This window comes from Pelomonas sp. Root1237 (assembly GCF_001425055.1).
GTDB lineage: Bacteria > Pseudomonadota > Gammaproteobacteria > Burkholderiales > Burkholderiaceae_C > Pelomonas.
Map to the genome: position 1 here is coordinate 120,979 of NZ_LMDK01000002.1, position 19,890 is coordinate 140,868.

The window sequence follows — 19,890 nt, forward strand, 5'->3', positions numbered from 1 at the left end:
ATGGGTCAAAGGATGGTCAGGTGTTCGGTGCCGCTGGACAGGTCGCCGCTGCGGGCGCGCTCGCTGTTGAGCTTGATCTGCAGGCGCAGGTCGTTGACCGAATCAGCATTGCGCAGCGCGTCTTCGTAGGTGACCTTGCCGGCCTCGTAGAGGTCGAAGAGGGACTGGTCGAAGGTCTGCATACCTTGCTCGCGGGAGCGCTTCATCAGCTCCTTGATCTCGGTGATCTCGCCCTTGAAGATCAGGTCTGAGATCAGCGGCGAATTCAGCAGTATCTCGACCGCGGCGACGCGTCCCTTGCCTTCGCGGCGCGGCAGCAGGCGCTGGCTGATCAGTGCGCGCAGGTTCAGCGACAGGTCCATCAGCAACTGCTGGCGGCGGTCTTCGGGGAAGAAGTTGATGATGCGGTCCAGCGCCTGGTTGGCACTGTTGGCGTGCAGCGTCGCCATGCACAGGTGGCCGGTCTCGGCGAAGGCCACCGCGTGCTCCATGGTCTCGCGGTCACGCAGCTCGCCCATCAGGATGACGTCGGGCGCCTGGCGCAGCGAGTTCTTCAGCGCGGCCTCCCAGCTGTCGGTGTCCAGGCCCAGCTCGCGCTGCGAAACGATGCAGTTCTTGTGCGGATGCACGAACTCGATCGGGTCCTCGATGGTGACGATGTGGCCGTAGGTCGTCTCGTTGCGCTCGTCGATCATCGCGGCCAGCGACGTGCTCTTGCCCGAGCCGGTGGCGCCGACGACGATGACCAGGCCGCGCTTGTGCTGCACCACCTCGCGCAGGATGACCGGCAGGTCCAGCGACTGGATGGTGGGCAGCGTCGACGGAATCGTCCGCAGCACCAGGCCGACCTGGCCCTGCTGCAGGAAGGCGTTCACGCGAAAGCGCCCGACGCCATGCGGCGAGATCGCGAAGTTGCACTCCTTGGTGCGCTCGAACTCGGCCGCCTGCTTGTCGTTCATGATGGCCCGCGCCAGCTGCAGCGTGTGCTGGCCGGTCAAGGGCTGGGGCGAGACCTTGGTCAGCTTGCCGTCCACCTTGATGGCCGGCGGGAACTCGGCCGTCAGGAAGAGGTCGGAGCCCTTGCGCGACAGCATCAGCCGCAGCAGGTCGTTGATGAACTTGGAGGCCTGATCGCGTTCCATGAATGGCTTTCTATGCGTGCGGCGTTTTGCCGTCACTCACGTGGCGAGCCACATGAGTGACGTCAAATTTCCCGGGACTAGCCCGGGAAATTTTCCGGGAATTTCGCTTTCGAGCGAGCTTCGGCGGGCGAAATGATGTTGCGGCGGACGAGGTCGGTCAGGTTCTGGTCCAGCGTCTGCATGCCCTGCGAGTTGCCCGTCTGGATGGACGAGTACATCTGCGCCACCTTGTTCTCGCGGATCAGGTTGCGGATGGCCGAGGTGCCCAGCATGATCTCGTGCGACGCGACGCGGCCGGTGCCGTCCTTCAGCTTGCACAGGCTCTGCGAGATGACGGCCACCAGCGATTCGGACACCATCGCCCGCACCATCTCCTTCTCGGCCGCGGGGAAGACGTCGACGATGCGGTCCACCGTCTTGGCGGCCGACGAGGTGTGCAGCGTGCCGAACACCAGGTGGCCCGTTTCCGCGGCGGTCAGCGCCAGCCGGATGGTTTCCAGGTCGCGCATTTCGCCCACCAGCACGCAGTCCGGGTCTTCGCGCAGCGCCGAGCGCAGCGCGTTCGCGAACGAGTGCGTGTGCGGGCCGACCTCGCGCTGGTTGATCAGGCTCTTCTTGGATTCGTGCACGAACTCGATCGGATCCTCGATGGTGAGGATGTGGCCGTACTCGTTCTCGTTGAGGTGGTTGACCATGGCGGCCAGCGTCGTGCTCTTGCCCGAGCCGGTCGGGCCGGTCACCAGCACCATGCCGCGCGGCTTGAGCGCCAGTTCGGCGAAGACCTTGGGCGCGTTGAGCTGCTCCAGGCTGAGGATCTTGCTTGGAATGGTCCGGAATACGGCGCCCGCGCCACGGTTCTGGTTGAAGGCGTTGACGCGAAAGCGCGCCAGGCCCTGGATCTCGAAGGAAAAGTCGACTTCCAGCGTCTCCTCGTACATCTTGCGCTGGGAGTCGTTCATGATGTCGTAGACCATGTCGTGGACCGCGCGGTGGTCCAGGGCCTCGACATTGATGCGGCGCACGTCGCCATGCACCCGGATCATCGGCGGCAGGCCGGCCGAAAGGTGCAGGTCCGACGCCTTGTTCTTGACCGAAAATGCCAGCAGCTGAGTGATGTCCATGATGATCTGTGGAGTGCTCGGACCATTATGGCGATCTCCGACTCCCTCCAAGCCACCAAAAATCGCATCGCTGCGGCATGTGCCTCGGCCGGCCGCCCACCCCAGGCGGTCCGTCTGCTCGTCGTCAGCAAGACCTTCCCGGCCTACGCCGTGCGCGAGGCCTTTGAGGCCGGCGCCCGCGCCTTCGGGGAAAACTATGTGCAAGAAGGCCTGACCAAGGTCGGCGAGCTGAGCGATCTGCGCGGCCAGATCGAATGGCATCTGATCGGCCCGCTGCAGTCCAACAAGACCAAGCCCGTGGCCGAACAGTTTGATTGGGTGCACAGCGTGGACCGGCTCAAGATCGCCCAGCGGCTGTCCGAGCAACGGCCGGCCGAGCTGGCGCCGCTCAATGTCTGCCTGCAAGTCAACATCAGCGGCGAGGCCAGCAAGAGCGGCCTGCTGCCCGATGACGTGGCGGCGCTGGCTCGCGAGGTCGCAACCTTGCCCCGGCTGCAGCTGCGTGGCCTGATGGCGGTGCCCGAACCCGGCCCCGAAGCGCTGGCGCAGCATCGGGCCATGGCCGCGCTGTTCGAGACGTTGAAGCAGGCCGGCTTGGCCCTGGACACGCTGTCGCTGGGCATGAGCGCAGACCTTGAGGACGCCATCGCGGCCGGCTCGACGATGGTGCGCGTCGGCAGCGCCATTTTCGGAGCGCGGGGGTGAAGGCCGCCTGGCTGCTGACCCTGACCGCGCTCGCGGCCCAGGCCCAGCCCGTCCCTGACACGCTCGCGCAGCGAGCGTTGGCCTGCACCGGCTGCCATGGCAAGGAGGGGCGCGCCGCACCCGACGGCTACTACCCCCGTCTGGCCGGCAAGCCGGCCGGCTATCTCTACAACCAGTTGCTGAACTTCCGCGACGGCCGGCGCGACTACGGTTTGATGAGCGAACTCATCGCGCCACTGTCCGACGCCTATTTGGAGGAGCTGGCCGGTCATTTCGCATCGCTGGACCTGCCCTATGCGCCACCGCAGAAGTCTGGCCTTCCGGCTACCGAGCTGGCCCGCGCCGAGGCGCTGGTCAACCGCGGCGACGCCGCCCGCCGCCTGCCGGCCTGCACCGCCTGCCATGGCGAGCGCCTGACGGGGACTCAGCCCGCCATACCGGGCCTGCTTGGTCTGTCACGCGACTATCTGAACGGCCAGCTCGGCGCCTGGCGCAGCGGACAGCGCCGCGCCCAGGCGCCGGATTGCATGGCGCATATCGCCAAGACCCTGACCGAGCCTGAGATCAACGCGATCACCCAATTCCTCGCCGGCCGGGCCCTGCCGGCCGACCCGCATCCCGCGCCCACCCTGGCTGCCCCGCCGCCGTTGCGCTGCGGCGGCCTGCCGCCATGAAGCGCCTCTTGATCGGCCTCGCGTTGCTGGCCCTGCTGGCCATTGCCACCGCTTTCGGGTTGCTGGCCTGGCAACGCGCCCTGGGCGACGCAACGCCGCCCTCCGCCGCACCCGTCAGCCTGGAACGCGGCGCCTACCTCGCTGCCGTGGGCAATTGCGCCGGCTGCCACACGGCCCGCGGTGGTGAACGCCTGGCCGGAGGCCGGGCGATCCCGACGCCTTTTGGCACCGCCTTCTCATCCAATCTGACGCCCGCCGCCACCGGCCTGGGTGGCTGGACCAGCAACGACTTCTGGCAGGCGCTGCATTTCGGCCGCAGCCGCGACGGTCGGCTGTTGGTGCCGGCTCACCCGATCACCAACACCACCCTCGTCAACCGCGAGGACGCCGACGCCCTGTATGCCTGGCTTCAGGCCCAGCCGCCCGCGACCGCGCCACGCCGCGAGCATGAGCTGCGCTGGCCTTACGGGAGCCAGCTGGCCGTCGCCGTCTGGCGGACCTTGTACTTCCGGCCCGGGGTCTATCAATCCGACCCGGCCCGGGACGCGGCCTGGAACCGCGGCGCCTATCTCAGCCAGGGCCTGGCCCATTGCAGCGCCTGCCACGCCGGCCGCGATGCCCTGGGTGGCGACCGTGGTGCAGCGGATTTCCGCGGTGGCCTTCTGGCCGGCCTGGGCTGGGTGGCCCCTTCGCTGCATGACCCGGCCGAGGCCGGTGTGCAGCGTTGGCCGACTGAGGTGCTGCAACGCTGGTTGCGCGACGGCAAGGCGCAAGGTCATGTGGCGCTCGGGCCCATGGCCGAGGTCGTCATCGGCAGCACCGCGGCGCTGGACGATGCCGACCTCGCCGCCATGAGCAGCTATCTGCGTGCCTTGCCCGAGCAGGCCGTTGCCCGCTCCGAGCCGGCCGAGCCGGATGCGCGCCGCCGCAAGCGCGGCGCCGGCCTCTACCGCGAGCACTGCGCAGCCTGCCACGGCGAGCAGGGCCAGGGGCGGCGCGACGCGAGCGGTGCCCCCGCCTACCCTGCGCTGGCCGGCAGCCGCCTGGTCACCCAGGCCAGTGCCGCCAACCTGATCCGCCTCATCGAGCGCGGCGGCTTCGCGCCGGCGACGCCCGGCAACCCGCGCCCCTACGGCATGCCGCCCTTCGCGGGCGTGCTGGGCGCCGAAGACCTGGCCGCGCTGACCAGCCATCTGCGGGCATCCTTCGGCCACGCTGCCGGCGAAGTCGATGCCGTCGAGGTGCTGAGGCTGCGCGCCGTGGCGGCCCGTTGAACCCACAAGCCCCTGGGCGCGGGGGGCCGACGTGAACGACTTCACGCAAGCCTGCCGCAGGCAGGTAGCAAATGGTCACAGGTCGCGACACACTGCGCGCGGCTCCCGGGTAGGGCCGTCAAAAACAGGGCCGAGAGCCCTACAGTCGTCGTTGAATTCAAGAGCGGCAGCCCGCCGCCGATACCCGATCACCGGACAAGGACCTGAACAGATGAACTTCCTGACGCAATTGCGCATCGGCCATCGGTTGGCCTTGAGCTTTGGCCTGCTCATTTTGCTGCTGGTGGGGATCGGCATTTACGGCGCGAAGAATGCGAACGGCCTGGCCAAGGATCTGGACCGCACCGCCAACTCCAGCCTCTTCAAGATTGGCGCAGCCAACGGTCTGGAAAGCCAGGTCAACATCATTTCCCGCGCCGTGCGTGACTTGCTGCTGCTGGATACCGCTGGTGCCATCAAGAAGCAGAAGAAGGCCGTCACCGACGCACTTGAAGAAGGCGAAAAGCAGCTCAAGAGCCTGGAAGACGCTGTCTCGGGTGACGGAGAAAAGGCCGCCATCGCCGAGGTGCGGGGTCACAAGGCCAAGTTCCTGGCTGCACTCGAAAAATTCCAGAAGATCCAGACCGACGGCACGCCCGACGAGGCTCGTGAAAGCCTGATAACCGACCTGCGCCCCGCCCAGGCGGCCCTGCAGGAAGGCCTGAAGAAGCTGGTCGACATCCAGTTTGAAAGCGGCAAGGCACTGGCCACGTCCGGTGTCGAACTGGCCCGCTTCTCCGTCTGGGTGACCATCGTCCTGCTGGTCGTGGCCGTGGTCATCGGCATCGGTGGCGGCCTCGTCATCACCCGTTCCATCGTCGCCCCGGCCCGCAAGGCCCAGCTGGCCGCCGAGGCCATTGCCGCCGGTGATCTGACGCAGGACATCCAGGTCGAAGGCCGCGACGAACTCAGCCAGATGCTGCAGGCCATGAAGGACATGCAGCAGGCTCTCTCGGGCGTTGTGCGCGATGTGTCCACCGCCGCCAGCGAGGTGGCCCAGAACTCCGGCTCCATCGCCGACAGCAATTCCAACCTGGCCGAGCGCACTACGCGTTCCGCCGCCAGCCTGCAGAACACCGCCGCTTCGGTGGAAGAGATCGCCTCCACGCTCAAGGGCGCCAGCGATCTGACCCGCCGCGCGGCTGGCATCGCCGTGACGGCCCGCCAGGCCGCCAGCAATGGTGGCGCCGTCGTCTCCAAGGTCGTCGAGACCATGGAAGAGATCAGCGCCAGCTCCAAGAAGATCGGCGACATCATCGGCGTCATCGACGGCATCGCCTTCCAGACCAACATCCTGGCCCTGAACGCGGCCGTGGAGGCCGCACGCGCCGGCGAACATGGCCGCGGCTTCGCCGTGGTGGCCGCCGAAGTGCGTGCGCTGGCTCAGCGCTCGGCCGGCGCCGCCAAGGAAATCAAGGTGCTGATCCAGGAATCGACCGTCAAGGTCGAGAACGGCACCACGCTGGTCAACAACGCCGGCGTCACCATCCGCAGCGTCGTCGACGAAGTCAACAACATGGGTCAGCTGATCGAGGAAATCTCGCACTCGGCCCAGGAGCAGGCCACGGGCGTCGGCGTCGTCAACGGCGCGATGAACGAGCTCGACAAGGCCACGCAGCAGAACACCAGCCTGGTCGGCGACCTCAGCCGCTCGGCGGACGCCCTGCGCGACAGCTCGACGCGGCTGATCGAGGCGGTCGGCTTCTTCCGCGCCGCCTGACCCCATCAATTACTTTCCGAGGCTCGCCATGTCATTCCTGCGTTCCGCCACCATCCTGGCCGCCAGCCTGATGCTGGCCCTGGCCGCTCAGGCCGCACCCAAGGTCGTCAAGAAGGTGCCGCCTGAGTTCCCAGCCGAGGCCTCCAAGAAGGGCATCTCCACCGGCTCGGTCAAGGCCAAGATGACCATCGAAGCCGACGGCAAGGTCAGCGACGTCGAGATCGTCGAAGCCGAACCCAAGCGGGTCTTCGACCGCGCCGTGAAGGCGGCGCTGATGGAGTGGAAGTTCGAGCCCGGCGAAAAGGCCACCCACGAAGTCAAGCTCGTCTTCAAGAACGAGGACTGAAACCCGACCGAGCACAGTGCCTGCGCACTGTGCGACGCGGGTTTCAGGACAGCCGGCATGCAGGCCGGCTGGCATGAGCAGCGCCCGAGAGCCGCGCCTCAGCGCTTCATCACCGGCAACTCGCCGGTCCGGTCCGCGGGCTGCCACCAGTGCACCCCACCCGCCACCAGCATCACCGTGACCACGGCGCCCCCGGCCAGCAAGCCCAGGCGCCGTTTCTTTTGGGCCTGACGGGCGCGGACGCGGGTGCCGCCCGCCGATGCGCGCAGCGCCGGGCTGAGATGGGCCTGCGACAGCCGCTTCAGATTCACCGCCTGCTTGCGGCCGTCACGGCTCGTGACAATTTCAAAGCTCAGCGGCTCGTCCATCCGAGGACCCTCGCCGTCTGTCGGGAACGCGGCCAAGCCGACGAAGACTTCCTCTCCCCCGCCAGAGGGCCGGATGGTGCCGTAGCCGGCATCCTGGTTCCACGCGCTCAGTACGCCTTCGAATCTCATATTCACCTCAACGACTACCCCCAGATCTTGGGGGATGCGGCGCAGATCGCCGCAACCGGATGTAAGCCACCGACAATCCGCCCTCCCAGATTCCCACCTCCCCTGCGCATGCCCATCAACTGGTTCCCCGGCCACATGAATTCCACCCGTCAGGCGATCAAGGATCGCGTGAAGGCGGGGCTGGACGTGGTCATTGAACTGCTCGACGCGCGCCTGCCCGGCTCCAGCAGCAACCCGCTGCTGGCTGCACTGACGACGGGCCGGCCGTCGCTGAAGGTACTGAACAAGCAGGACCTGGCCGACCCGGCCCAGACCGCCGCCTGGCTGGACTACTACAACGCCCAGCCGCACACCCGCGCCATCCCGCTGGACGCCGGCGACAAGGCGCCGGCGCGCGCCCTCATCAAGGCCTGCCGCGAGCTCGCACCGCTGCGCGGTGACATGCACAAGCCGCTGCGCGTGCTGATCTGCGGCATTCCCAACGTTGGCAAGAGCACGCTGATCAACACCCTGGTCGGCAAGCGCGCCGCCAAGACCGGAGACGAGCCTGGCATCACCAAGATCGAGCAGAAGTTCGTGCTGGAGAACGGCTTCTACCTGTTCGACACGCCAGGCATGCTGTGGCCGCGCATCGCCATCGAGCAGAGCGGCTACAACCTGGCCGCCAGCGGCGCCATCGGCCGCAATGCCTTCGACGAGGAAGAGGTGGCGCTGGAGCTGATTGCGGTGCTCAAACGCCACTACCCCGAGCGCCTGCAGCAGCGCTACGGCCTCGCCGAGCTTGGCGCCGACGACGCCGTGCTGGAGGCCATCGGCACCAAACGCGGCGCCAAGGTGCGCGGTGGCGGTGTGTTGATGCACAAGGCCGCCGAGGCGCTGCTGATGGACTTCCGCGGCGGGGCGCTCGGTTGCATCACGCTGGAAACCCCGGACGAGATGAAGGCCTGGCGTCGAGCAGCAGCCGACGAAGAGGAGCGCAAAGCCGCCGAGGCGGAAGCTGCGCGTCTGGCCGACAAGGAACGCCGCAGCGGCAAGCGAAAGTCGTCCAGCGGGGACGCGGAAACAAGCGCGTAAATTCCCGGCCTTGACCGTCTCACCGGCGCGCCTATGCTGGGCCGCCCGGAACGACACGAGACATCATGAGCCGACTCTCCCTGCTCGACCTCGCCTTCTTCATTGCCGAAAGCGAGGCCAGTCCCAAGCATGTGGCGGGCCTGCACATCCACCAGATTCCCAAGGGTGGCGGCGCCAACTTCGCCAAGCAGCTCTATGAGGAGTTCCTGACCCACACCGACGTGCAGGCGCCCTTCGATGCCGTCATCAACTTCGTCTCGCCCACGCTGATGCCGAGCTGGAGCACGGCCGAATCGGTGGACCTGGCGCAACACGTCTTCTTCCACAAGCTCAAGGCCGGCCAGAACGACCGCGAGGCCCTCTATGCCTTTGCCGCGGAGTTGCACGAACCGGTGCTGGACCGCAGCCGGCCGCTGTGGGAGGTGCATGTCATCGCCGGCCTGTGGGACAAGCAATTCGCCATCTACTACAAGATGCACCATGCCGTGGCCGACGGCATCACGATGACGCGCTGGGGCGTCGAGTCGCTGCGCGAGACGCCCGACGACGACACGGTCACGCCGGTCTGGACCTTGTCGCACGCGCGCCGCGCCAGCGGCCTGTCGCGCAAGAAGCGGCTGGATCAGGCCGTCGCCGGCACCGTCTGGAAGCAGCTCACCGCCAACAGCAAGCGCGCCGTCGGCATCGGCCGGCTCACGGCCATGCTGGCGCTGGAAGCCATCAAGCTGACCAAGAACGCCATCGCCCTGCCCTTCATGGCCAGCCGCGGTACACCCTTCACCGGCAATGCCACGCCAGGCCGCCAGTTCGCCACCACCGCCGTGCCCATGGCCCGCATCGACGCCATCCGCAAGGTGTCGCGCGCCACGCTCAATCATGTGGCCCTGACCTGCCTGGACGGCGCCATGCACCGCTACCTGGCCGACGAGGGCATCGAGCTGGACCGGCCCATCACCATACAGATGCCGGTCAACCTGCGCCGCGAAGGCGAGAAGAGCGGCGGCAACAAGATCGGCATCATCCTGGTCGACCTGTCGCCGCCCACCGATGACGCCTATGTGCGGCTGCGCAATGTCGGCTATTCGCTGCGCAATGTGCGCACGATGATCGACGCCGTCGCGCCCGAGGCGGTCGAGACCTACACCATCCTGACCGGCCTGCTCGGCCAGATCGCCGGCATGCTCAAGCTGGCCGATGTCGTCACGCCGATGGGCAACACGCTGGTGTCCAACGTGCCAGGGCCGGCCGAGCGCCTGTACATCAAGGGCGCACCGTTGCTGGAGATGCACCCCATGTCGACACTGCCGGCCACCCATCTGCTCAACATCACGTTGTTCAGCTATGCCGGCACTCTTTACTTCGGCCTGATTGCAACCGACGCCCTGCCCAACCTGGGCCGGCTGGCGGCCTATGTGGAGGAAGAGATCGCGACGCTGGAAGAAGCCGTCGGCATTTCATGAGTCTTCCGCTCTTCCCCTCGAACTGGATGACCGAGGAGCACCACCTGCTTCAGGACAGCGCCGCGCGCTTCTTCAGCGAGCGCTGGGTACCGCGCGCCGCCGCCTGGCGCGCAGCGGGCCTGATGGAGCGCGACACCTGGCACGAAGCCGGAGCCCAGGGCCTGCTGTGCGCGGCCATGCCGGAAGCCTTCGGCGGCAGCGGCGGCGACTTCGGCCATGAGGCCGTCATCGTCATGGCGGCGGCGCGGGCCAACCTGGGCGGCTTCGGCGGCAGCGTGCACTCGGCCATCGTCGCGCCCTATCTGCTGCGCCACGGCACTGACGAGCAGAAGGCGCGCTGGCTGCCAGCGATGGCCACCGGCAATCGCGTTGGCGCCATCGCGATGACGGAACCGGGCACGGGCTCTGACCTGCAGGCCATCCGCACCCGCGCACGCCGCGTCACTGACGAAAAGGGCGACCACTACGTCATCAACGGGCAGAAGACCTTCATCACCAATGGACAGAACGCCGACCTCATCGTCATCGTCTGCCGCACCGGGGACGCACCGGGTGCCAAGGGCTTGTCACTGGTCGTCGCGGAGATCGATGCCGGCACGACGGGCCTGACGCGCCGTCGCCTGGACAAGATCGGCCTGCACGCCCAGGACACCAGCGAGCTTTTCTTTGATGAGCTGCGCGTGCCGGCCGCCAACCTGCTTGGGTCAAGCGAGGGCCTGGCCTTTGGCCAGTTGATGGGCGAACTGCCGCAGGAACGCCTCGTCATCGCATGCCAGGCCGTCGCGATGACGGAACGCGCGCTGGACGACACGGTGGCCTACGCCAAGCAGCGCGAGGCCTTCGGCCAGCCGATCTGGAACTTCCAGAACACCCGTTTCGTGCTGGCCCAGGCGCAGAGCGACGTGCTCGCCGCCCGCGCGCTGCTCGATGCCGCCATCTCGGCCCATCTGAAAGGTGAGCTCGACGCCGCCCGCGCGGCGCTGGTGAAGGCCTGGTGCAGCGACCTCGCCTCGCGGCTGACCGACGCCTGCCTGCAGCTCTTCGGCGGTTATGGCTACATGCTGGAGACGCCGATTGCCGAACTGTGGGCCGACGCCCGCGTGACGCGCATCTACGGCGGCACCAATGAAATCATGAAAGAGCTGGCTTCGCGATCCATGTGAGGCCCCTGGAGACCCCCATGTTCGACGCCTATCTCTACGGCCATTGCCGCACGCCGCGCGGCAAGGGCAAGCCCGACGGTTCGCTGCACGCGGCCACGCCGATCTGGCTGGTGCGCAGCGTGCTGCAGGCCCTGCAGCAGCGCACCCGGCTCGACACGTCGTTGGTCGACGACGTCATCCTTGGCTGCGTGACACCCATCGCCGAGCAGGGTGGCGACATCGCCCGCATCGCCGTGCTGGACGCCGGCTGGGCGCAGTCGGTGGGCGGCGTCACGCAGTCACGCTTCTGCGCCTCGGGGCTGGAGAGCGTCAACCTCGCAGCGGCCAAGGTGGCCAGCGGCTTCGAACGCCTGGTCGTGGCCGGCGGTGTCGAGAGCATGAGCCGCGTGCCCATGGGCAGCGACGGCGGCGCCTGGATGCTGGACGAGCGCGTCGTCAGCGCCATCGGTTTCGTGCCGCAGGGCATCAGCGCTGATCTGATCGCGACGCTGGAGGGCTTCACGCGCGATGAGCTCGACGCCTACGCGGCGCGCTCCCATCAGCGAGCCACCGCGGCGCGTGCCGAAGGACGCTTCGCGAGCGCGCTGGTGCCGGTGCATGACGAAGCCGGCGCCCTGCTGCTGGCCGAGGACGAAACCATCCGCCCACGGACATCCATCGACACGCTGGCTGCGCTGAACCCCAGCTTCATCAAGCTGGGCGCGAAGTTCGACGGCCTGGCATTGCGCAAATACCCGCAGGCGTCGGCGATCGAACACCGCCACCATGCCGGCAATTCATCGGGCATCGTTGATGGCGCAGCCCTGATGCTGGTGGGCTCCAAGGCCGGCGGCGAAGCGGCGGGAGTCAAGCCCCGCGCGCGCATCCGTGCGGCCGCCGTCGTCGGCAGCGAGCCGACCATCATGTTGACCGGCACGACACCAGCCTGTCAGAAGGCACTGCGCCAGGCCGGCATGCAGGCGTCCGATATCGACCTGTGGGAAATCAACGAGGCCTTCGCCGCGGTGCCGATGAAGACGGCGCGCGATCTGGGCCTGGACCTGGATCGCGTCAACGTGAACGGCGGTTCAATTGCGCTCGGCCACCCGTTGGGCGCAACCGGCGCCATGCTGCTGGGCACCTTGCTCGATGAGTTGGAGCGACGCGATCTCCAGACCGGCGCCGTGACGCTGTGCGTCGGCGGCGGAATGGGCATCGCCACCATCATCGAACGGGTCTAGGGCCTGTCGCCCGGCGGCAATGGGTCCCATTGCCGCCGGGAGACAGGCCCTACAGCCTGATCCAGCCGCCGGCACGCAAATGCCAGCGGCCACCGCGGCTCTCCCAGCGGTGAGGCTCATAGCGATAGCCGGCACGCGGGCGCTCGTAGTAGCCGGGCACCCAGTGGTGACGGCCGCCGTTCCAGCCCCAGTAGCCATTGACCCAGACTGCGCCCGTATAGGGCGTGACGGGCACGACCTCGGCATAGGGTGCGGGAGGCGGCGCGTCGACCACGATGGCCGAGCCACCGTCGTAGTAGCCGGCCCGGTGGGCAGGCACGACCACGCAGGCCGACAGCAGTGCAGATGAAGCCAGGGCGAACGCCAGAGTGAGTCGTTTCATCGGAATCTCCAGGCCGCCTCAGGGAGACGGCCCATTCGGTTACCTCGAGCCAGGCTGAACGTAGACGCTGCCGCGGTAGTAACCGCCGTCACGTTGGTGGCCGCCATCCCGGTAATAGCCGTCCCTGTGGTAACCGCCGTGGCGGGCCGGCACGATGATGCAGCCCGACAGCAGGGCGGTAGAAATCAGGGCAATGGCCAGGGCCAGTCGTTTCATGAGGATCTCCAGGCCACGAAATACGCGGCCGTGCCCCACTAACCGCCACGAGCCCGCGGCGGATGACGGCGTCACACAGAGTTACTCCGTGGCGGACTGTTGCTGCGGCTTCAGATAGCAGCCCATCCAGGCGATGAAACGCGCCTCGGTCGCGCTGCACCCTGGGCCGGCCCACCTCGTGTTCGTGCTGCACGGCGTGTTGGTCGGTGCCGAACCTGCTGAGCAGGTTGCCGCTGCCGGCACCGCTGACAGCGGCCTTGATGTCACGGGATCACGAGGGAATCAGGAGGTCTGGCCCGCGGTATTCTGCGGCGCTTCACCCGAACCGACTTTCGACATGAAACGAATCTTCCTGACGCTGCTGCCGCTCGCACTGGCCGCCTGCGCTTCGACGACACCGCCCGCCCAAAGCGGCGCCCAGGCTGCGGCCGACAACGGCACCATCTGCGAGCGCGACTCACCCACCGGCAGCATGCTGCCCAAGACGCGCTGCACCACCGCCGCTGAACGCGAGGCGGCGCAGCGCAGCACCCAGGCCGTCAGCGAGGCCGTGCGCAACCAGCGCTCCGCCCCTCCCGGCAAGGGCAGCTGAGGCAAAGGCTCAGCGCGATTCCCGCAGCAGCGCGGCCAGGCAGGCCATGCCGGCCGCCATCACGGCTGCCGTCAGCCACAGCGCGACATCGAAGCCGCCGCCGGCCTCGACCATCCGACCGGTCAGCGCAGGCGCGCTGATCTGTGCCATGCCATAGCTCAGCGTCAGCCGGGCCATCGCCTTGCCTGGATTGGCGGGTGAATGCCGGCCAACCAGAGCCAGCGTCAGGCTGACGATACCGATGAAGGTCGCGCCATACAGCAGCGCGCCCGCCAACGCGGCCACCAGACCGCTGGCCAATATCGGCAGCAACACGGCGAAGATCTGCACGCCGAAAGCGATCAGCAGCGCGCCAACGTCGCCCGTGCGGCGCGCAATGCGATCCCAGACGAACACAGCCGGCGTCGCCGACAAGCCCACCAGCAGCCAGGCCCAAGGCCCCTGTCCGGCCAGCAGCGGCTGAGCCTCGACGATGGCGACAGTGAAGGTCGCGTTGACGACGAAGCCCCAGCCCGCGCAGAAATAGGCCGCCACCATCAGCGCCATCCAACGCCGGCTGGGTGCTGCATCGGACGCGGCTTTCGCGGCCGGCGGCGGCACCGGCGGGCGCCAGGCCCAGGCCGGGATCAGAAAGACCAGGCCGAGCAAGGCAAAGCCTTGCCACTGCGCCGTCCAGCCCAGGTCCCACTGCGTCATGCCCATCGCACCCAGGGCCGACACGACGATGCCCAGCCCCAGGCCGATGAAGTAGATACCCAGCTCGGGCCGGTGCCCCGACCGGATCAACCAGCCCTGCACCAAGCCCGAGCCCAGCAGCATGCCGGCCGCGCCGCACAGGCCACCGACATAGCGCGACAACGCCCAGGCGCCGAAGCTCGTGCTCCAACCCATCAGCGCGGTGATGACCAAAGCCGTCGGCAGGCCCCAGCTGTACAGGCGCTGGCGCCAGGTCGGGCTCTCGATCCACGCCGCCAGCAGCGCGCCGCTCATATAGCCCGCGTAGTTGATGGCCGCCAGCAGCCCGCCGTCGGCGACGCCCAGGCCCGCCTGGGCCTGCATCTGCGGCAACAGCGGCGTGTAGGCGAAGCGCGCGAGGCCGATGGTCAGCACCAGCGCACAGATGCCACCCAGCAGAACCTGCCAGGCGCGCAGACGGAATTCGGGCTCGGCCATGGCCGCAGGTTAAGCGAGCCGGGCATACCCCAGGCACTGGGGGGCTTGCAAAGCGTGCGGCCGGGCCCAGTTGCCCAGCATGCCGCTGTTCATCTGCTTCTGCCTCGTCCTGCTCGCCGCCGCCGGTATCGCGATGTGGCCGCTGTGGGTGCGCCGCCGCCGCGAGCGCATCGCCAGCCGCCCCTTCCCGCAGTCGTGGCGGCGCCTGCTGCGCCGCCATGTGCCGCTGGTGTCCCGGCTGCCGGCGCGCCAGCAACTGCGCCTGAAAGGGTTGATGCAGGTCTTCCTCGCCGAGAAGCCCATCCTCGGCTGCCGTGGCCTGCGCGTGACGGACGAGATCCGCGTCACCGTCGCGGCCCTGGCCTGCCTGCCACTGCTGGGTGCGGCGCGCGGCGTCTACCCGGAGCTGCGCCAGGTGCTGGTCTACCCCGGCGCCTTCGTCGTCGACCGGCCGGTGACCGAATCGGGCGGCGTGCTGTCAGACCAGCGCCGCGTGCTGGCTGGCGAGAGCTGGAGCCAGGGCCAGGTGCTGCTGGCCTGGGATGAAGTCAAGCGTGGTGCGGCCACGCCGGGCGATGGGCACAACGTCGTCATCCACGAGTTCGCGCATCAGCTCGACCAGGCGGGCGGCCCGGCCAATGGCGCGCCGGCACTGCCGTCAGCCGAGGCCTACCGGCGCTGGTCGACGGTGATGCAAAACGAGTTCGATGCACTGCGCTGGCGGCTGGCCCGCGGCGAGCCGGGGCTCATCGACGCCTATGGTGCGACCGACCCGGCGGAATTCTTCGCGGTGATCAGCGAGCTATTCTTCGAGCGGCCGATCGAGCTGGCCGCAGGTCACCCGGCGCTGTACAGCGAGCTCAGTGGCTACTACCGACTGGACCCGGCGAGCTGGAACTAGAAGCCGAGGCTGGCCAGCAGGTCGTCCACATCGTCCTGCTTGAGCGCCTTGTCCGGCGTCTGCACGCCACCAAGCTCGGCGGACACGGCGGCAGCGGCCGGTGCGGGCAGGGACTGGACAAGATCCTTCAGCGGCGGCTCGGCGCGCTCCAGCATCTTGCTGACCTTGTTGATGACCTGGCCCGAGAGATCCTGGAAGTCCTGCGACATCATGATCTCGGTGTGCAGCGACTTCTCGCGCGCGGCGAAGCTCGCGGCGTCGGCGGCGTAAGCGGCGCACAGCTTCATCAGCGCGCGGGCGCGGTCGGCGCTGATGTTGCTGGACAGGGCCAGGCGGTTCAGCGCGTCGGACAGCTCGCGGCCCTTCTTGCGCACGGCCTCGGCGTCGTCCTGGGCGGCTTCCACCAGGTTGAGCACCTTGGTGGCCGCCTGCTCGGTCATGCTGCGCACATAGGCCAGGCGCTCGCGCGCATCGGGCAACTCGTCGACCACGTCATGCAGGATCTGGGCGGCGTCGGCCCGGATCATGGCCTGGATGGACGCGTCGGACATGTGGAACTCCCTGAATGGGCCCGACAGCAGCGACGGGGCTACAACCAGTTTAGAAGCGCCTCTACGGCGCGCAATTGCCCGGCAGATGGTCAAGCGCTGCCGAACGCGGCCTTTGTCACGCGGGTTGCAATTCAGGGCGCCGCGAGCAGTGCGCGCAAAGCCGCGGCCTGCGTCACGTCGAGGCGGCCAGCTTGCTCGGCCAGCAGAAGCTGGCGCCGGCCCAACGCCAGCAGCAGGTCAGCATCCAGCCCGGCAGACGCCAGCGCCTGCAGATGGCGGCCCAGCACGCCGGTGTCGCCGCGCGCGACAGGCCCCGAGACGGCACCGGCCAGGCCACGGTCCAGGGCGGTGTCCAATGCGCCGCGGGTCAACGGCACCAGGGCCGGCAGGGCTTGGGCCCGCGCCAGTCCAGCGGCCGCCCACAGCGTTTGGGCTTCGGCCAGCACGGCCAGCACGCCGCTGGCGGCCAGGTTGGCCGCAGCGTGATAGGCAGCCCGCGCCTGAGCCGTCATCGGCGACGGCAACGCCAGTGGCACCAGGCCCAGCACGTGAGCGAGTGCTTCCAGCGCAGGCCGGTGTGCTGCATCCGCCTCGATACCGACATGCACGCCGGCGAGGCCGGCATCACCGGCCAGCAGTTTCAATGGGTGAAAGCCTGCCGCGGCCGGCGCCGGGCCCAGCGCGGCCAGCGGCGTCGCGCCACTGCAATGCAGGCCCAGTTGGCCGGCGCGCCACGGCAAGGCGGCGGCGGTCGTGGCGATCTGATCGTCGGGGACTGTCAGCCAGACCCAGTCGGCCGCCTGGGCGGCATCGGCCATTGCGAACTCGCCTTCACCCGGCGAGCGCCGACCAACGACAACCTCCTCGCCCGCCGCTCGGAACGCCGGCACCAGCGCCCTGGCCAGCCGGCCGTACCCGATCACAGCATGTCTCATGAGTGGGCGCGGGCGAAGAAGGTGCGAATGCCTTCTCAGGGCTTGACGAACTTCAGCGTCATGCGGTCACTCTCGCCGATGGCCTGGTACTTCGAGCGGTCCTTGTCCTTCAGCGCATAGGTCGGCGGCAGCGTCCAGACGCCGTCGGGGTGGTCGGCCGTGTCCTTGGGGTTGGCGTTGACCTCGCTTCTGCCGGCAAGCTTGAAACCCGCGTTCTCGGCGAACTTGATGACGGTGGCCTCCTGCACATAGCCGCTCGGGGCCTTGGGGTCCTGGGTGCGCGAGACCGGCAGCCGGTGCTCCTCGACCCCCAATGTGCCGCCAGGCTTCAGCGCCTTGAAAGCGGCGTCGAAGACGGCCTGGGCCGTGCCACCGTTCATCCAGTTGTGCACATTGCGGAAGGTCAGCACCGCATCGGCGCTGCCGGCCGGGGCGATGTCAAACACGCCCTTGGCCGGGTCGAAGGCCGTGATCTTGACCTTGCCGTAGACGCCCATCGAATCCATCTTGGCCTTGAAGCGCGCGCTGCCGCCGTCGGCCGCATAGAGCTGACCTCCTTCGCGCAGATAGGGGGCAAGGATCTCGGTGAACCAACCACCGCCCGGGGCGAGTTCGACGACGGTGTCGGTCGGCTTGATGCCGAAGAAGCTCAGCGTTTCGTAGGGGTGGCGTTGCGCATCGCGGGCGACATTGCCCACCAAGCGGTTGTCGGCGGCAACGGCGGCCTTCAGCGGGTCGGCGTCGTGAGCTTGTGCGCCCGCAGCAGCAAACATGGCGGAAGTGGCGAGAGTGGCGATCAGCCAGGTCTTCATAGGGAGTGTCTCCTTGTGGAACAGCCAGTATCCGGTGCTCGTCGGCCCCTGTCCAAGGTCAGCGACGGAATGCCAAAGACGCCAGACCAAGCAGGGCCAGCGCGGCGCCAAACAGGCCCAGCGCATGCAGGCCGAGCCCCTTCAGCACCATGCCGCCCACGCTGGCGCCCAGCGTCGCACCGACATAGATGGCCGAGGCGTTCAACGCGAACAGCACCGGCAGCCGGGCCGGGTCCAGCGCCGCCAGCCGCGCCTGCTGCGGCACCATGAAGCTCCAGCCGAACACGCTCCAGGTGAAGACCAGCGCCCCCATCACCGCAAGCGGCCAGGTCGGCAGGGTCAGCGCCGGCATCAGCAGGCACTGTGCCAGGCACAGCAGCACCAGCGTGCGGCGCGACCCGATGCGGTCGGTCAGCCGGCCGCCCATTGCATTGCCGGCGACGGCGCCCAGGCCGAACAGCAGCAGCATGCCGGTCACGCCGTCGCGGCTGAGGCCGTAGACGGACTCCAGCAGTGGCGCCACAAAGGTGTAGCAAACATAGAGCGCGCCGATGAAGAGTGCCGTGAAGGCCACTGCCCCCATCAGCCGGCCACTGCGCAGCACGGCGCCAAGGCTCTTCAGGCTGGCCACCGGCACCGCGATGCCGGCCGGCAGGGCCACCACCATGGCGGCGAGGCTCAGCAAGGTCAGCACGGCGACGACGACAAAGGCCGCCTGCCAGCCCAGCGCATAGCCCAGCCAGGCGCCGGCCGGAATGCCCAGCACCTGGGCCAGCGTCAACCCGCCGAAGACGATAGCCAGGGCCCGGCCCTGCTGGCCCGGCCCGGCCAACGCAACGCCGACCGAGGCGGCCACCGGCGTGACCAGGCCGCCGCCCAATGCCATCACGGCGCGCGCCGCCAGCAGCAGCGCAAAGCCGGGCGCCAGCGCGGCCATCACGGCACCCAGCGCAAACAATGCCAGGCCGATGGACATCAGCCGCCTTCGGTCCAGCCTCCCAGTGGCCGCCACCAGCAGCGGCGAGGCGACCGCATAGGTGCCGGCATAGACGCTCATCAGCGCACCGGCTTGCGCCCGGTCGACGCCGAAGGCCAGCGCCACCGGCGACAGCACGCCGACGACCACGAAGGCGCCCATGCCGATGGCGAAATTGGCCAGGGCCAGCAGCCAGAGCTGGCGGGAGGTGGACGAGGTCATCACTCCATCATCGCCAGCGCCGCGAGGCCCTGCCAGGCCGGGGTCAATGCGCGGCCCACCCCATCCAGACGGCGAGCGTGTCGAACAGCGTCGTGATGACCAGGATGGGCAGGGGCAGGCCCAGCAGCGTGCCGATGACATAGTCGCGCAGCCGCACGCCGGACAGCGCCAGCGTGTAGTTCAGCGCCGGCACCGAGTGGAAGACCGTGCGCAGCAGCACGACACTGCGCACGGGATGGGCGTCCAGCTTCGCGAACAGGCGGCGCGCCAGCCGGTTGTCCAGCTCACGCAGCGCGTCGGCACCCAGGGCGCGCACGACGACAAACGTCACCGTGCAGGCGATGCAGGCCGCGACATAGGTCGTCAACGCGCCCCACGCCGGCCCAAGGGCCAGCACCGCCGCGGCGAGGAAGAAGGCGCCGGGAATGTGTGCCAGGTTGGCCAGCACGAACATCGCCGTGAAGGCTGCAAAGCCCCAGAGCCGGTGCTGGGCGAAACCCTCGCGCACGGCCTGCAGGCTGATCTGCTGGCGCAGGCCGGTGACCTCGACGACGCCCCAGAGCAGCACCACGAAAAGCAGAACCGCCAGCCAGCGCCAGCGCTGAGGCGCGGGCGCGGGGGTGGTGGTGTCGGCAGGCTTCAACGCTTGGGCTTGGGCGGCTTCTTGGAGCCGGAAGTATCGGCGGGTCGGGCGG

General features: G+C 68.3%; 22 protein-coding genes. 11 read left to right on the plus strand and 11 right to left on the minus strand.

Annotated features, from left to right (window positions below; all coding sequences use genetic code 11):
* Positions 1–5: 5 nt before the first annotated feature.
* Both ASC91_RS04680 and ASC91_RS04685 read right to left on the minus strand, forming a co-directional pair.
* A complete protein-coding gene (locus ASC91_RS04680; RefSeq protein ID WP_056193006.1) occupies positions 6–1,142 on the minus strand; it encodes a PilT/PilU family type 4a pilus ATPase in 1,137 nt (378 codons plus the stop codon).
* Between the two features lie 77 nt (positions 1,143–1,219).
* Positions 1,220–2,263, minus strand: coding sequence for a type IV pilus twitching motility protein PilT (locus ASC91_RS04685; protein ID WP_056193010.1), 1,044 nt, complete (start codon positions 2,261–2,263; stop codon positions 1,220–1,222).
* Between the two features lie 27 nt (positions 2,264–2,290).
* Here ASC91_RS04685 and ASC91_RS04690 point away from each other — a divergent pair, with 27 nt between their 5' ends.
* The 5 genes from ASC91_RS04690 to ASC91_RS04710 all read left to right on the plus strand — a co-directional run bounded on the left by ASC91_RS04690 (position 2,291) and on the right by ASC91_RS04710 (position 7,021).
* Positions 2,291–2,968 (plus strand): YggS family pyridoxal phosphate-dependent enzyme, encoded by a 678-nt coding sequence (locus tag ASC91_RS04690; protein WP_056193013.1) that lies wholly within the window; start codon positions 2,291–2,293, stop codon positions 2,966–2,968.
* Complete coding sequence (locus ASC91_RS04695; protein ID WP_056193016.1) at positions 2,965–3,642, plus strand: c-type cytochrome; 678 nt, start codon at positions 2,965–2,967, stop codon at positions 3,640–3,642. Before ASC91_RS04690 ends, ASC91_RS04695 begins: the two co-directional genes overlap by 4 nt.
* On the plus strand, positions 3,639–4,916 hold the full coding sequence (locus ASC91_RS04700; RefSeq protein ID WP_056193019.1) for a cytochrome c: 1,278 nt from the start codon (positions 3,639–3,641) through the stop codon (positions 4,914–4,916). Before ASC91_RS04695 ends, ASC91_RS04700 begins: the two co-directional genes overlap by 4 nt.
* Before the next feature lie 211 nt (positions 4,917–5,127).
* Entirely contained in the window at positions 5,128–6,675 is a 1,548-nt protein-coding gene (locus ASC91_RS04705) for a methyl-accepting chemotaxis protein (RefSeq protein WP_056193022.1), read from the plus strand.
* Positions 6,676–6,703: 28 nt separating this feature from the next.
* On the plus strand, positions 6,704–7,021 hold the full coding sequence (locus tag ASC91_RS04710; RefSeq protein WP_056193025.1) for an energy transducer TonB: 318 nt from the start codon (positions 6,704–6,706) through the stop codon (positions 7,019–7,021).
* Positions 7,022–7,119: 98 nt separating this feature from the next.
* Here ASC91_RS04710 and ASC91_RS04715 read toward each other — a convergent pair whose 3' ends face one another.
* Positions 7,120–7,518, minus strand: coding sequence for a cold-shock protein (locus ASC91_RS04715; RefSeq protein WP_157281153.1), 399 nt, complete (start codon positions 7,516–7,518; stop codon positions 7,120–7,122).
* 108 nt (positions 7,519–7,626) lie between these two features.
* Between ASC91_RS04715 and ylqF the strand changes: the two genes are divergently transcribed.
* The 4 genes from ylqF to ASC91_RS04735 all read left to right on the plus strand — a co-directional run bounded on the left by ylqF (position 7,627) and on the right by ASC91_RS04735 (position 12,435).
* On the plus strand, positions 7,627–8,592 hold the full coding sequence (gene ylqF / locus ASC91_RS04720; protein WP_056193029.1) for a ribosome biogenesis GTPase YlqF: 966 nt from the start codon (positions 7,627–7,629) through the stop codon (positions 8,590–8,592).
* A 65-nt stretch (positions 8,593–8,657) separates the two neighbouring features.
* Positions 8,658–10,052 (plus strand): wax ester/triacylglycerol synthase domain-containing protein, encoded by a 1,395-nt coding sequence (locus tag ASC91_RS04725; RefSeq protein WP_056193032.1) that lies wholly within the window; start codon positions 8,658–8,660, stop codon positions 10,050–10,052.
* A complete protein-coding gene (locus ASC91_RS04730; protein ID WP_056193035.1) occupies positions 10,049–11,215 on the plus strand; it encodes an acyl-CoA dehydrogenase family protein in 1,167 nt (388 codons plus the stop codon). The genes ASC91_RS04725 and ASC91_RS04730 overlap by 4 nt, the downstream gene beginning before the upstream one ends.
* Before the next feature lie 17 nt (positions 11,216–11,232).
* Positions 11,233–12,435: an acetyl-CoA C-acetyltransferase gene (locus ASC91_RS04735; protein WP_056193038.1), complete on the plus strand. Its 1,203-nt coding sequence runs from the start codon at positions 11,233–11,235 to the stop codon at positions 12,433–12,435.
* A 49-nt stretch (positions 12,436–12,484) separates the two neighbouring features.
* Here ASC91_RS04735 and ASC91_RS04740 read toward each other — a convergent pair whose 3' ends face one another.
* Together ASC91_RS04740 and ASC91_RS29950 are read right to left on the minus strand one after the other, a co-directional pair.
* Positions 12,485–12,817: a YXWGXW repeat-containing protein gene (locus ASC91_RS04740; RefSeq protein ID WP_056193040.1), complete on the minus strand. Its 333-nt coding sequence runs from the start codon at positions 12,815–12,817 to the stop codon at positions 12,485–12,487.
* A gap of 39 nt (positions 12,818–12,856) precedes the next feature.
* Positions 12,857–13,033, minus strand: a complete 177-nt coding sequence (locus ASC91_RS29950) for a hypothetical protein (RefSeq protein ID WP_200955217.1) — start codon at positions 13,031–13,033, stop codon at positions 12,857–12,859.
* A gap of 337 nt (positions 13,034–13,370) precedes the next feature.
* Here ASC91_RS29950 and ASC91_RS29240 point away from each other — a divergent pair, with 337 nt between their 5' ends.
* The gene (locus tag ASC91_RS29240) at positions 13,371–13,625 is read left to right on the plus strand and encodes a hypothetical protein (RefSeq protein ID WP_157281155.1); all 255 of its coding nucleotides are present in this window, start codon (positions 13,371–13,373) and stop codon (positions 13,623–13,625) included.
* Between the two features lie 9 nt (positions 13,626–13,634).
* On the opposite strand, the gene ASC91_RS04750 is transcribed toward ASC91_RS29240, so the two are convergent.
* Entirely contained in the window at positions 13,635–14,798 is a 1,164-nt protein-coding gene (locus tag ASC91_RS04750; RefSeq protein WP_056193046.1) for a YbfB/YjiJ family MFS transporter, read from the minus strand.
* A 79-nt stretch (positions 14,799–14,877) separates the two neighbouring features.
* Here ASC91_RS04750 and ASC91_RS04755 point away from each other — a divergent pair, with 79 nt between their 5' ends.
* Positions 14,878–15,699 carry a zinc-dependent peptidase gene (locus tag ASC91_RS04755; protein ID WP_056193048.1) on the plus strand — a complete coding sequence of 274 codons (822 nt, stop codon included), beginning with the start codon at positions 14,878–14,880 and terminating at the stop codon, positions 15,697–15,699.
* Here ASC91_RS04755 and ASC91_RS04760 read toward each other — a convergent pair.
* The 5 genes from ASC91_RS04760 to ASC91_RS04780 form a co-directional block, all read right to left on the minus strand.
* Positions 15,696–16,250: a protein phosphatase CheZ gene (locus ASC91_RS04760; RefSeq protein WP_056193051.1), complete on the minus strand. Its 555-nt coding sequence runs from the start codon at positions 16,248–16,250 to the stop codon at positions 15,696–15,698. The genes ASC91_RS04755 and ASC91_RS04760 overlap by 4 nt on opposite strands.
* Positions 16,251–16,381: 131 nt before the next feature.
* Complete coding sequence (locus ASC91_RS04765) at positions 16,382–17,185, minus strand: DUF2520 domain-containing protein (protein WP_157281157.1); 804 nt, start codon at positions 17,183–17,185, stop codon at positions 16,382–16,384.
* 35 nt (positions 17,186–17,220) lie between these two features.
* Positions 17,221–17,997, minus strand: a complete 777-nt coding sequence (locus ASC91_RS04770; RefSeq protein ID WP_056193056.1) for a class I SAM-dependent methyltransferase — start codon at positions 17,995–17,997, stop codon at positions 17,221–17,223.
* Positions 17,998–18,055: 58 nt separating this feature from the next.
* Positions 18,056–19,195 (minus strand): MFS transporter, encoded by a 1,140-nt coding sequence (locus ASC91_RS04775; protein ID WP_056193059.1) that lies wholly within the window; start codon positions 19,193–19,195, stop codon positions 18,056–18,058.
* Positions 19,196–19,238: 43 nt separating this feature from the next.
* Positions 19,239–19,838, minus strand: coding sequence for a TVP38/TMEM64 family protein (locus tag ASC91_RS04780; protein WP_082532430.1), 600 nt, complete (start codon positions 19,836–19,838; stop codon positions 19,239–19,241).
* Between the last annotated feature and the right edge of the window lie 52 nt (positions 19,839–19,890).